8 protein-coding genes are annotated in these 12296 nt (G+C 60.2%); 5 read left to right on the plus strand and 3 right to left on the minus strand.

Annotated features, from left to right (window positions below):
* Positions 1 to 18 precede the first annotated feature (18 nt).
* Both ACK56M_RS19245 and ACK56M_RS19250 read left to right on the plus strand, forming a co-directional pair.
* Complete coding sequence (locus ACK56M_RS19245; protein WP_043935746.1) at positions 19 to 2265, plus strand: putative bifunctional diguanylate cyclase/phosphodiesterase; 2247 nt, start codon at positions 19 to 21, stop codon at positions 2263 to 2265.
* Positions 2262 to 3851 carry a methyl-accepting chemotaxis protein gene (locus ACK56M_RS19250; RefSeq protein WP_411958934.1) on the plus strand — a complete coding sequence of 530 codons (1590 nt, stop codon included), beginning with the start codon at positions 2262 to 2264 and terminating at the stop codon, positions 3849 to 3851. Before ACK56M_RS19245 ends, ACK56M_RS19250 begins: the two co-directional genes overlap by 4 nt.
* 30 nt (positions 3852 to 3881) lie before the next feature.
* Here the strand turns inward: ACK56M_RS19250 and tssM are convergent, their stop codons facing one another.
* Genes tssM through vasI form a run of 3 tightly spaced genes read right to left on the minus strand, consistent with a single transcriptional unit; the run spans position 3882 to position 9515 of the window.
* Positions 3882 to 7490, minus strand: a complete 3609-nt coding sequence (gene tssM / locus ACK56M_RS19255) for a type VI secretion system membrane subunit TssM (protein WP_280168101.1) — start codon at positions 7488 to 7490, stop codon at positions 3882 to 3884.
* Positions 7465 to 8955 (minus strand): type VI secretion system protein TssA, encoded by a 1491-nt coding sequence (tssA, locus tag ACK56M_RS19260; protein WP_015271026.1) that lies wholly within the window; start codon positions 8953 to 8955, stop codon positions 7465 to 7467. Before tssA ends, tssM begins: the two co-directional genes overlap by 26 nt.
* Complete coding sequence (gene vasI, locus ACK56M_RS19265; RefSeq protein WP_411958935.1) at positions 8943 to 9515, minus strand: type VI secretion system-associated protein VasI; 573 nt, start codon at positions 9513 to 9515, stop codon at positions 8943 to 8945. Before vasI ends, tssA begins: the two co-directional genes overlap by 13 nt.
* Before the next feature lie 360 nt (positions 9516 to 9875).
* On the opposite strand from vasI, the gene tssB reads away from it, so the two are divergent.
* The 3 genes from tssB to tssE are packed head-to-tail and all read left to right on the plus strand — an operon-like array spanning position 9876 to position 12294.
* A complete protein-coding gene (gene tssB, locus ACK56M_RS19270) occupies positions 9876 to 10379 on the plus strand; it encodes a type VI secretion system contractile sheath small subunit (RefSeq protein ID WP_003258364.1) in 504 nt (167 codons plus the stop codon).
* Between the two features lie 17 nt (positions 10380 to 10396).
* Positions 10397 to 11887: a type VI secretion system contractile sheath large subunit gene (gene tssC / locus ACK56M_RS19275; protein ID WP_015271028.1), complete on the plus strand. Its 1491-nt coding sequence runs from the start codon at positions 10397 to 10399 to the stop codon at positions 11885 to 11887.
* Positions 11884 to 12294, plus strand: coding sequence for a type VI secretion system baseplate subunit TssE (gene tssE / locus ACK56M_RS19280; protein ID WP_025339895.1), 411 nt, complete (start codon positions 11884 to 11886; stop codon positions 12292 to 12294). Before tssC ends, tssE begins: the two co-directional genes overlap by 4 nt.
* Positions 12295 to 12296 lie beyond the last annotated feature (2 nt).

Here is a 12296-nt window from a genome sequence, read left to right on the forward strand (position 1 = left end):
CAACACCGGGGGATGTGAATGAAGGTGACAAAAGACCTCGAGGAATTACTCAAGCGTATCCGTCTCGACCATGCGGAGATTGTCGAACGCTTTCGCTTTCTCGACTGGAGCGCCGAAGATGCCAGACGACTAGGCGTAGCAGCTCAGTACATGGCCCCGTCCCAGCAAGCTTTCGTCGACCATCTGTACCGTCACCTGGCGGAATTTTCCACGCCGTCCGCGTTGCTTCGCACGCCGGAAGTCACCGCCCGTTTGAAGCAGAGCCAGGCTGAGTATTACCAGCGCTTGTGGAGCGGCCCCTACGATGAAACCTACGTCAACGGCCGCCTGCGCATCGGTGTAATCCATCAGCAGATCGGGCTGGAGCTGAAGTGGTATCTCGGCAGCTATCGGCTTTACCTCGACGACATGCTTGAAAGCGTGTTCGGCGACAGCCCGGATGCCACGCTCTATTCAAGCCTGTTGAAGGCGGTGTTCTTCGACATGACGCTGGCCATCGATACCTACAGTGCGGCTCAGCACAAGGCGCTGGAAGATAGTGAGGCTCGCTTCGCCCGCGCGCTGCGCGGTGCCAACGACGGGCTGTGGGACTGGCATGTCGATCAGGACCGGCTTTACGTTTCAGAGCGTTGGGCCAGCATGCTCGGTCTCAGCCGCGACAGCATCGGCGAGAGCAGTTCCAGTTGGTTCGGTCGCGTGCACCCGGACGACCTGCCGGATTTTCGCCATGCCATCGATGCCCATCTTCAAGGGCAGACATCATCCGTTCACCACGAGTACCGTATCCGCAAGCACAACGGCGACTACATCTGGGTCCTCGTGCGGGGGGTCGCCGAAATGACCAACCCTGGCGAGCTACGCATGGCTGGCTCGCAGTCTGATATCAGTGCACGCAAGGATGCCGAGCAGCGCCTCCAGCATACCGCCCAGCATGACCCGTTGACCGGCCTGGCCAACCGCATCCGGCTTGACGAGCAAATGCAGAAGACCTTCAGGAAGCAGCGCAAGGGCGGTGACTACGAAGCGCTGCTGTTCATCGATCTGGACCGCTTCAAGTTGATCAACGATAGCCTCGGCCACAACGTCGGTGATCGCGTGCTGGTGGAAGTGGCAAGGCGCTTGAAAGAGTCGCTGCGCCCCACTGACCAACTGTTCCGCTTCGGCGGAGACGAATTCATCGTTTTGCTTCACGACCTCACCTGCGACCGCGACGCCGAGCAGATATCCCAACGCATCCTCGACAACCTGCACCAACCGCTGCACATGGACGGTCGAACCCTGGTGGTCAGCGCCAGCATCGGCATCGCTCCGTTGCACGACAATGGCAAAGCCCTGGATGTGCTGCAGGCTGCCGACCTTGCCCTCTACCGAGCCAAGTCTGCCGGCAAGGCGCGGTACGCCCACTACGACGAAACATTGCAAGATACCGCGCAGCAGCATCTGGAACTGGAATCCGCGCTAGGCCAGGCACTGCAACAGAATGAATTCGAACTGTACTACCAACCGATCTATCACCTGGACCAAGGGACACCTCTGGTGACCGGGGTCGAAGCGCTGTTGCGGTGGCGCCATGGCGAACGTCTGATCTCGCCACTGGAGTTCATCCCTGCGCTGGAGGAATCGGGAGAGATCATCCGCGTCGGCGAATGGGTACTGCGCCAGGCCTGTCAGCAGGCCCGGGCCTGGCAACTGGCCGGGCATGAGCGCCTGCGCTGCTCGGTGAACATTTCCAGCACGCAATTGCAACAAGCCGACTTCACCCTCCGGCTGATCGATATCCTGCAAGAAAGCGGCCTGCCTCCCGCCAGCCTGATCCTGGAGATCACCGAAAGCCAACTGATGCATGACGACATGGACACGCTGGCCTGTCTGCATGAGCTGACCAGCCTTGGTGTTCTGCTGGCGCTGGACGATTTTGGCACGGGTTACTCCTCGCTCGGCTACCTCACGCGCTTTCCGCTGCACATCCTCAAGCTCGACAAGAGCTTCATCACCGGCGTTCCTTACGAGAACAAACAGAGCGCGATCAGCCAGGCGATCATCGTTCTCGGCCGTAGCCTCGGCCTGGAAGTAGTGGCCGAAGGCATCGAGAGTTCGGCGCAACTCGAATTCGTGGTCGGTGAAGGCTGCCACTACGCCCAAGGCTACTGGTTCAGCCGGCCACAACCCGCCGCTCAGATACAACACCTGCTCAGCACAGAAGACCGTTTCGAAGGAAGCGCAGTTACGCGGCGCGTACCTGTCAGTTCAGGAGAAAAACAATGAAAACCAATCTTCCGGTCAGTGGTCGTGCCGTCGAATTCAGCGCAAACGCGAACATTCTTTCAACAACCAACCCAAAGGGCGCCATCACTTACGTCAATCCCGACTTCATCAACATCAGCGGATTCAGTGAAGCCGAATTGCTCGGCGTCAATCACAACATCGTGCGCCACCCGGACATGCCGCCAGAAGCTTTTGCGCATATGTGGCAGACACTCAAGGATGGGCGCTCGTGGATGGGGCTGGTAAAAAATCGCTGCAAGAACGGTGACCACTACTGGGTCAGCGCCTATGTCACGCCGATGCAGCGCAATGGCGAAACAGTGGAATACCAATCGGTTCGCACGCTACCGGCCAAAGCGCTGGTGGAGGCTGCTGAACATCTCTATGCACAGTTGCGTAGTGGTAAAAAGACCAACTGCCTGCGTATGTCACGGCTGTCCGTCGGCATGCGCCTGGCACTTGCCAGCACTGGCGTGAACCTGCTGTGCTTTGCTGCCTTGGGCTTGCTGGGTGCGTTGTCCTGGAGCCATGCCGCTTTCTCCATGACGCTATCGAGCTTGCTGCTTGGCGGCGTGTTGCGCTTCAGCCTGCGCCCCCTCGACGCCCTTGCCCGAAAAGCCAGGAATATCGCCGACAATCCGCTGAGCCAGATTCTCTACAGCGGCCGCCGCGACCAGTTTGGCCAGATCGATTTCACCCTGCAAATGCTCGAAGCCGAGACCCGGGCAATAGTCGGACGCATTGCCGATTCGTCCCGCCAGTTGAGCAAGGAAGCCGAAGAGCTTCTGTCTGCAGTGGACAACAACAATTGCGCGACCCTCCGCCAGCAGGGGGAAACTGCCCAGGTTGCCAGCGCAGTAACCCAGATGGCCAGCAGTGTGCAGGAAGTGGCGCGCAACGCTCAGCTCACCGCCAGCGCCGCGAACCTGGCCAACCAGGAATCCGACCGCGGCCACCAACTGGTTGAGCAGACCCGCCAGCACATTGATAGCCTCGCCAGCGAAGTGCAACAGACCAGCATGGTGATTCATCAACTGGAACAGCATGGCAATGAAATTGACCGCGTACTCGAGGTCATTCAAAGCATCGCCGAACAGACCAACCTGCTTGCCCTCAACGCCGCCATCGAGGCTGCCCGCGCTGGAGAGGCGGGCCGGGGTTTTGCGGTGGTCGCCGACGAGGTGCGCGGGTTGGCTTCGCGGACTCAGCAATCCACTGCTCACATCCAGGGCACCATCGACACCCTGCGGCGTTCCACGGGGGATGCCGTGCTTGCGATGCAGCGCAGTCACAGCAAGGCCGGTGTCAGTGTCGAACAGGCACTGCTGGCTGCCCGGGCGCTGGACGGGATCACCCAGCGCGTAGATGAAATAAGCGGCATGAGCGTGCAGATCGCTGCCGCCGTAGAGGAGCAGAGCGCGGTGGGTGACAGCATCCAGTGCAACCTGGCCGATATCAGTCAAACCACCCAGAAAAGCGTGCTCGCCAGCAACCAGAGTCGAACCACAGCAGCCCATGTCGCCAAGCTGGCCGAGCGCCTTCAACTGCTGTCGGCGCAACTTTGGGGGCGCCAGCGCAATGGGTGACCGGTTCGCACCGTACTCCCAAGCCAACCCTCACAAGCCGGCCTGCGTGGTCGGCCCCAGCTTGGGCGACTTCTGCAACAACCCTCGTGGCAACTGGAAACCTTTGAAAGGCTCTTGGGTTATAGGGTTGAAGGCTTTCTGCGCGTTAAGCCTGTAGCGCATCACGCCATCGCCGGTCCTGAAGCTCAGGTCCACGCTGGTCGCCGTGCGCCCATTGAGCGAGCCACGGCTGAGCAAGCGGAACATCGACCAGGGGCCACGGTACTCAAGGCTGCTGCTGTTCCCGTTCTGCCGGAGCAAGGTCAGGTTACTACGCACCTGCTGCCCCAAGGTATTGGGCCAGACGATACCGGTGATCTGGCTCGGGCCATGGGTGTAGGGAATCAATTGGCCGTCCAGGTCCAGCAAGCTTGTACGCTGGTTGGCACTCAGGCCCAACGGCTCGATGCTGAACTGCACACTCAGGTTGCCGCGCTGATCAAAGAAGGTCTCGCGGATACGATCTGCCCGCTCCAGCTGTTCGAGCACATCACTGCGGATCAGCGACTGCCCCTGCTGGCCGGCCTGCAGGGCTTCGAGGTTATCCCTCAGGAAGACCTTCAGGTATTGATCATGGAACTGCTGCAGCCGCCCCTTCGGCCCGAAGAAGGCCTCAAAGTCGTCCAGCGAGGCGTCGGGAGCCTTCACGACAAAGGGGTAGCGCCCTGCCAGGCGCTGCTGGAAGAAGCTGTATACCTCGGCGTCCCAGCGTCGCTCCAATTCGCGCAGGGCTTCGACATTCAGCACCTGTGCTGCTTGATCGGCCATCTTTCTGACCTGTTGGTTGATCGGTTCCGGTAAGCCGGTGGCCACCCGCTGCAGGGTGCCGATGGGGTCTTGCCCTGTCATCGAGAATCGCTGATGCACGGCCTGCAGCGCGGCCTTGCCTCGGTCGGGGCTGTCTTGCACCGCCTTGGCATAGTCGTGCACGGCCGCGATGGCACCAAGAGTTTCATCGTAGTAGCTGGGTTTCTCACCGGTTGCCTGCAGCATGGCACTCAGCCCGGCAAAGGCCCGCTGAATGGCCCAGGCCTGTTGTTGATCAGGCCTGCCACTTGTCGGTCGCAACGCTTCAAGCTCCCCGGGTGCCTCAGCGACAACGGCTGATGAAAGCGAAGTGTTGTCCCTCACTGTGTCCAGCAACCGATGCAGGGGCGCTGCTGGCCCGGTCAACTGCCCCAGGATCGCTACGCCATGATCCAGGTCGCGGAAGTCAGCCACCGAAAAGGCATTCAAGGCACGACGCCAACTGTCAATGAAATCGGCGCTGTACAAGTTACGCAGCCGTTCGCCCAGCGCCTCCCGGTCGGCATCCGAGTAATCGAGCTGGCCACGCTCTCCAAGTGCCCACTGGTCGATCATGGCCATATCTGCAAACCGCTGACTACGTGGTTCGAAGTACTCTTTGAAGCCCTTGGCGGTGAGCATTGGCGCTATCAGGACACCCTCCCCCTGCCTGAAGCCGGGTGAGGACTGATACACCACATCGAACGCTGGCCCCACCTGATGACGCAGGTCCAGGCCGGCATTCAACTGCTCTCCAGCCTGCTGTTTCAGGCTCGCGTACACCCGCTCTGGCAAAGGTACCTTGCGCAGGACCTGCTGCACCTCTGCAATACGCTGGCGATACTGCGGCAGATCGGTATCGGCATAGGCCAAGGCATACTGCAGGTGCCGCATGAGGTCGCCTTGCAATTGCCCCTGCCCGGGGAACTTCTGTTGCCACTGGCGGGCCATCCAGTCCTCGACCCATTCGGGGCGGCGGCTCTGGCGGTCCTCCAGCATTCGATAAACCCGAAGCGCAGCCATCTGCTGTTCACTGCCCGGCGGCGCAGCGTCCATGGCATCGATCACACCGCTGGCCAAGGCTGGCAGGAAGCGCCTGGAGAGCAAGCTCAGGTAGGCCTCATCGACGCGAGGGCCAATGGCGCGCCCCTGATACAAGCCAAGGTCGGAAACACCTGGCCACGCGGCACGATAGTTGCCAAACACCGACACGGCATCGCGTATCTGGTCCAGCGGTTCCAGCAGGTTGCGCCCGGTGGGGTCCAGACGCTGGTCCACTTCGTGATGACTGTACTCTCTGCTCTTGGCGAGCACGTTGGCGGCCTTGGCGCCATTGATGTCAAAGTAGCGTTGCCAACTGGCGATGGCGACACTGAAGGCCAGCACGCCTACTGCAGACCCCACCCAGAGCAACCGACGTTTGCTGCGCGCTACCTTGATATTGTCCCCGGCAAGGCCGGCCTCCTGGTAGATGACTCGCCGGAAGGCGTGCTGAATGAAGTAGACCAGCGCCTGCCCCTGCGCCTTGCCTTCACGCAGCGGAAACTCGGTCTTGTACGGCTGTGCCGCCTCACGCACGAACGCATTGAGCATGTCGCCCTGCTGCAAGACCGAAGACCAGTACACGCCACGTACCAAGGCAGGCGTGGTGAAACGGTCACTTGCGAGGGTTTCTTTCAGGAAGGCCAACAGTATCGGACGCAGCCCGATCAACTGGGCATGCAACGAAAACAAGCGAACTCGCAACGGCGCACCGGCCAATACATCGAGCCGGTCCACTACCTGTTCAAACAATTGCCTTATCAACCGATCGTAATGATCGCCATATTCATCCAGCCAGGCATCGAACGTGCCGACCGCATCCAGTTTGAAGGTGAAGCCCAGCATGTTTTCCCGCATGGCGGCAGGAAGCCCAGCGTACAGCTGGTCGAAACCGTCCAGCAGATCGAATTTGGCCAGTACCACATACAGCGGCAGGCGCGAGCCCGACTGACTGCTCACTTCATACAGCCGCGTGCGTAGCACATGCGCCAAGGCGACACGTTGCTCAGGCGTGCCATGCAGTAGCGCAGGCAGGTCAACGACCAACAGCAAGCCATTTAGTGCTCTCTGGCTTCGGTTACGTACCAGCCAGCCCAGCATGTGTTCCCACAACCTGGCCGAGGTGGCGGGTGGCGCTTTCGACGTGTCTGACTCCTCGGCTGATGAACCTGCCAACGATTCCTGACGGACGAAAGCGCCCGGCGGGTCGATGATCACCGCATCGTTACTGACCCACCAGCCTATCGGATAAGCCAGCACCTGCGCTTGCCTGCCTCGCGCTTGTGCCTTGTCGATGCGGGTCAGGGAAAAACTCTGTTCGGTACGGTCGATGAAGCTGGTCTTGCCGGCCTGTTGGTCGCCCACCACCAGATACCACGGCAGTCGGTACAAGGCACGCCTGCCACCCGCATTGTCCAGATAGCGTGCCAGCCCTTGGTCCAAGGCTTTCTCCTGTGCCTGGACGAAAGGCAACACGTTGTCCAGTTCAGCGTCCACCGCCTGCTTGCGTTCGGCCTGCAAACGGCGAAAACGCCTGCGCAGCACCACAAGCCAGCAGAGTAGCGGCACCAACACCAGCGCCAGGCTGGCCAAACCGCGATGCGCCACGCTAGCCAGCGGCTGCTGCCCGCGCCAGACCCATTGCGGGCCGAGCCACCAGATTGCAACCAGCATCAATGCGGCACCCAACCCGAGCAGCAGCGGCATGGCCAGGCCGATACGGGCCACCAGGGGCAAGCCCCAACGTTTAAGATGCTTCCACAGTTGATTCATCCTGACTCCCGTTCCTTGTTCCAATCAGCCCTTGATGGACCGTGCACGCGTACTGCTGAAGGCGTTGAAACACCGCAGGCTCCCAGGCGCTGGCGGTGGTTTCCTGCATCGTTCGGGCAACGCCTGCGCACAAGTCCTGGGCCAACCAGGACACGCCCCGAGCAGCCAGCAGATCAGCCGCGATCACCGTGGTATGGCAGCGCTCACGCAGGCTGCGGAAGTCCGCCTGCATGCCCTGCAGCCTGAGCAACACCGCTTCCACGCCGCTGGTTTCCAGTTGGCAGGCCAACTCCTCTCGCAACGTGGCGAATTCCTGAGAGGCTGCGTCCGAATCGGATTGCCCTTGCGCCCCCCTGAGCCACGCCAGACATTGGTCATCGACAAATACCTTGCCGTCGCTGAAGCACAACTGCTGCAGCGCGGGCATGCGCTGCACAAACCGCGCGGTCGCAGCGCGAATGGCCTCAGCCACCTCGCCCATCGCCAGCCGCGTGGCAGCGCTCGCTGCCAGAAAGCTGCCGCGAATCCAGTAGGGGCAAGCCGTCACGCTCTTTTCGATCCGCTGCAGCAGGGCCGCGTCGATTGCAGTAGCGGCAATGGCATCTTCATAGTCCCCGGCAATGTCCTGCGGCACCGCCATCAGCTCCGTGCGGTTGCCCTGCCTGGTTTGAGGCGGCGTCTGGATGTGCGCCCACAAGCCGAACCGACGCAACTGGTAGCCAGCAGGATCGTAAGGGTCCTGTTGATTGATCAGCTCGGCCATGGTCAGCATGGCCCTTCGTGATTCGCGCTCGTTGCCCAACGACACACGGGGCGTCGGCGTGGCAATGACCTCGGCCAGTGGCGCAGACTTGATGCCCTTTGCAGGGGGCTTGTCCGTGGTGGGCTCGGCAAGGCCGTTTGAAAGTTCCGTGTGCTTGCGTAGCAGGCGCTCCAGTTCGCCAAGGGCCGCTTCATCGAGCTGCGCTGCTTCCCGCTGCTGTTGCAGGCGTTGCAGCGCGCCCTGAGCCGCCGCGGCGTGCGCGGGGCTGAACGTGAAGCGGTCCAGGCGCGGCAACGCCACGAGCAAACGGTTGAGCATCATGCCAACCAGCTTGCGCTTGCCGAGGAACCCTTTGGGGCCCGGTTTCGGGTATGCGCTTTCCCAATAGGCTTCGACCATGCCGGCCAGCAGTGCGAGGGTCAAACCCCAGCGCTCCCAGCATTGGCTGCGCAGCCAAGCGACACCCAGGTGCGCGACAATGCGCAGGTGCTTGCACTCCTGGCCCAGGTACTGGCGGGACGCTTCTTCGATATAGGCCCAGTCGATGGAAGGCTCCTGCAGCCCACCCAGCTTGACCATTTCCTGGTCAATGGCCTGGTAGGTTTCGTTCTCCACATCGAACAGGCCGGCACGGTTCTGCGCGTCGATGGGGGCAAGCAACCGGGCAATTTCCTGTGCGGTGACCTCTGCTACCAGCGACATGCCTTGCGCGCCTCATCGATGAGTGGGTCCAGCCCCTGAGCGTCGAAAACCAGCCCATCAACGGCTGGGTTGTCGCTCTCGACCTGAATGCGATGGGCCCCGATCAGTGGCTTGATCTGCTCGATGCCCGGCAAGCCCCTGCCAGCGTCAAGCACCTGGCCGTTCTCCGTCACCTGCCAGGGTGTAGCGAGGGTGGAGCCACGCTCCCCCTGCAATCGCACCATCACCCGGCCGGTATCGACGGGTTGTGCGGTAACCAGTTGCAACCTGGAAATGTTCTGCACACAACTGATCACCAGGTAGGGGTGCGGTGCGACCGAAGCGATTGCGGGCGCCGAGATCATCAGCCCGTCATCCCCTTTTTCGAGGCGAAACGTCAGCTCCTCCGGCGACCGCCCCGCCTCATGGGTCATCACACGACGCAGCGTGGGCGAATCCTGCTCCGGCGCGGACCATTGCAGTTTCGTCACATGTGCCGGGGTGCCAGCGGCCTGATCGAAACAAGCCAAGCGCTCGACGTTGGAGACGATCTGCGGGCAGTCCCTGGTCTGGCTTGCCAAACTTGGCGCCAGGGAGAGCAACATCGAAAGGCCAACGCCATATGCATAGCGAAGAATCATATTGGCTTTACTCACTCGTAAAATATTGCAACAGTGCCACCCGACTGGCCAGTCACGGTTTAATAGCAGTCATCCACACAACTACCGAATAGTGGAGCACCGAAACGAAACAAAGGCTAGTACAGAAAAAATCATATTCACAACCAAATATTTCCTTACACTTTCACACTCGACGCACAATATTTTTTCGGTGCATGGTTTTTTACACGCACATAGCGAGACTCCAATTACGTTTAAATTTAAACATAACTTTGTAGGACGCTTCCTACATATATCCAAACTTCACGAAGGCTGACATCCATGAATAAAAGCTCAGGCTCCGTTGCACCCAAAGAACGCATAAACATCAAGTACGTACCGGCCACCGACGGCGAACAAGCCGAGGTAGAGCTGCCGCACAAGATGTTGGTACTAGGCGATTTCGGCCTGGATGATGCCCGCGCGCTGGAAGACCGTTCGATCATGCGAATCGACAAACACAGTTTCAACAATGTGTTGAACGACGCCGATGTCAGCCTCGCCATGTCCGTGCCATCCATGCTCAGCACTGCCCCCGACGCAGAGCTGGCGGTCAACCTGCAGTTCAAGTCCATCAACGATTTCGGGCCAGACAGCATCGCCCGCCAGGTACCGGAGCTGAACAAGCTGCTGGAGCTTCGCGAGGCATTGGTCGCGCTGAAAGGCCCACTGGGCAACGTGCCCACGTTCCGCAAGCAACTGCAGCACCTGCTGAATAACGAACAGGCACGCAAACAACTGGCTGAAGAACTTGACCTGGTGCTCGAGGCGCCAAAAGAAGACTGAGACAATGGAGCGTCCCCATGCCAAAGCAAAACAGCACGACCGTCGCGGTTGAAACAACAACCGAACCACTGAGCAACGCCACCCTGCTCGACCAGATCATGGCAGAAACCAAGTTGGCACCTACTCAAGAGGGCTATCAAGTCGCTCGCCAGGGTGTATCTGCTTTTATTGCCGAGATCCTTAAAAGCCATGACCCTGATCAACTCATCAACAAACATCGTGTCGACCAGATGATCGCTGAACTGGATCGAGTGCTCAGCAAGCAGATGGATGCCATCCTGCATCAACCCAAGTTTCAGCAACTTGAATCCGCGTGGCGCAGCCTCAAACTTTTGGTCGACCGAACCGACTTTCGTGAGAACATCAAGCTTGAAGTCTTGCATGTCAGCAAAGATGACTTGCTCGATGACTTCGAGAATGCCGCCGACATCACTTGCAGCGGCATATACAAGCATGTTTACACCGCAGGTTATGGCCAATTTGGTGGTGAACCCGTTGCTGCGATGGTTGGCAACTACAGCTTCGGCCCCTCTTCTCCCGATATAAAACTGCTGAGTTACATGGCCTCGGTCGGTGCCATGGCACACGCACCTTTTCTCGCGGCGCCCTCTCCTGAGTTCTTCAATCTGAGCAGCTTTGAAGAACTGCCCAATCTGAAGGAGATCAAGGACATTTTCGCCGGCCCCCGGCATGCCAAGTGGCGTGCGTTCCGCGAAAGCGAGGATGCCCGTCATACCGGGCTGACCGGGCCGCGATTCATGCTCCGCTCTGCCTATCACCCGCAAGAAAACCCGGTCCAGAGCTTCACCTACGACGAGGACATCGCCGGGCAGCACGACAACTATCTGTGGGGCAACTCCGCCTTCCTGCTGGCCAGCTGCATCAATGACAGCTTTGCCCGCTACCGCTGGTGCCCGAACATCATCGGCCCGCAGTCGGGTGGTGCCGTCGAGGACCTGCCGGTGCACCTGTACGAGTCACTGGGTCAGCTGCAGGCCAAGATTCCGACCGAAGTCCTGATCTCCGACCGCAAGGAGTTCGAGCTGGCCGAAGAGGGCTTCATCGCCCTGACCATGCGCAAGGACAGCGACAACGCCGCGTTCTTCTCGGCCAACTCGGTACAGAAGCCGAAGAACTTCCCCAAGACCCCGGAAGGCCTGCAAGCGCAAACCAACTACAAGCTCGGCACCCAGCTGCCCTACCTGTTCATCGTCAACCGGCTGGCCCACTACATCAAGGTGCTGCAGCGCGAACAGATCGGTAGCTGGAAAGAGCGCAAGGACCTTGAGTCCGAACTGAACAAATGGATCAGGCAGTACGTGGCCGACCAGGAGAACCCGTCAGCCGATGTGCGCAGCCGCCGCCCGTTGCGTGCTGCAAGGGTCGAGGTGTCGGACGTTGCCGGTGACCCGGGTTGGTATCAGGTCTCGCTCGCCGTGCGCCCGCACTTCAAGTACATGGGGGCGAATTTCGAGATCTCCCTGGTCGGCCGGCTTGATACCCAATGAGTGGATTTTTCGACCGTTTGGTGACGGATCAACTCGCAAGCCGGGTGCCGTCCAGGCAAGAGAACGCTACCCAGAAGTTCGCCGCCATCAAGCGCCACCTGGAAACGCTGCTCAATGCTCGCCAGGGTTGCTCGCAAAGCAGCCCTGAGCTGGGCCTGAGTGACTTCAACGGGCACGACGCAAGCAGCGGCGACCTGCTGAAACAGGTGAGCGCGGACATCCGCCGCACCATTCAGCGCTTTGAGCCGCGTGTGCACGTGCGCGCGCTCAAGGCCGTCCCCGATTGCCATGCCCCGCTGGAACTGCATTTCAGGCTGGACTGCCACGTGCAGGTCAACAACCACACGGAACAGCTGCAACTGGAGCTGCTGGTCAATGGCCATAACCGCCACACCCGAGTGAGGTGACC

The organism is Pseudomonas sp. s4, assembly GCF_046764235.1.
GTDB classification, from domain to species: Bacteria; Pseudomonadota; Gammaproteobacteria; order Pseudomonadales; family Pseudomonadaceae; genus Aquipseudomonas; species Aquipseudomonas asiatica.

Bases quoted from the DNA above. Each gene is read 5' to 3' on its own strand.
- ACK56M_RS19245 (WP_043935746.1), top strand. From the start codon at position 19: ATGAAGGTGACAAAAGACCTCGAGGAATTACTCAAGCGTATCCGTCTC.
- ACK56M_RS19250 (WP_411958934.1), top strand. From the start codon at position 2,262: ATGAAAACCAATCTTCCGGTCAGTGGTCGTGCCGTCGAATTCAGCGCA.
- tssM (WP_280168101.1), bottom strand. From the start codon at position 7,490: ATGAATCAACTGTGGAAGCATCTTAAACGTTGGGGCTTGCCCCTGGTG.
- tssA (WP_015271026.1), bottom strand. From the start codon at position 8,955: ATGTCGCTGGTAGCAGAGGTCACCGCACAGGAAATTGCCCGGTTGCTT.
- tssB (WP_003258364.1), top strand. From the start codon at position 9,876: ATGAATAAAAGCTCAGGCTCCGTTGCACCCAAAGAACGCATAAACATC.
- tssC (WP_015271028.1), top strand. From the start codon at position 10,397: ATGCCAAAGCAAAACAGCACGACCGTCGCGGTTGAAACAACAACCGAA.
- tssE (WP_025339895.1), top strand. From the start codon at position 11,884: ATGAGTGGATTTTTCGACCGTTTGGTGACGGATCAACTCGCAAGCCGG.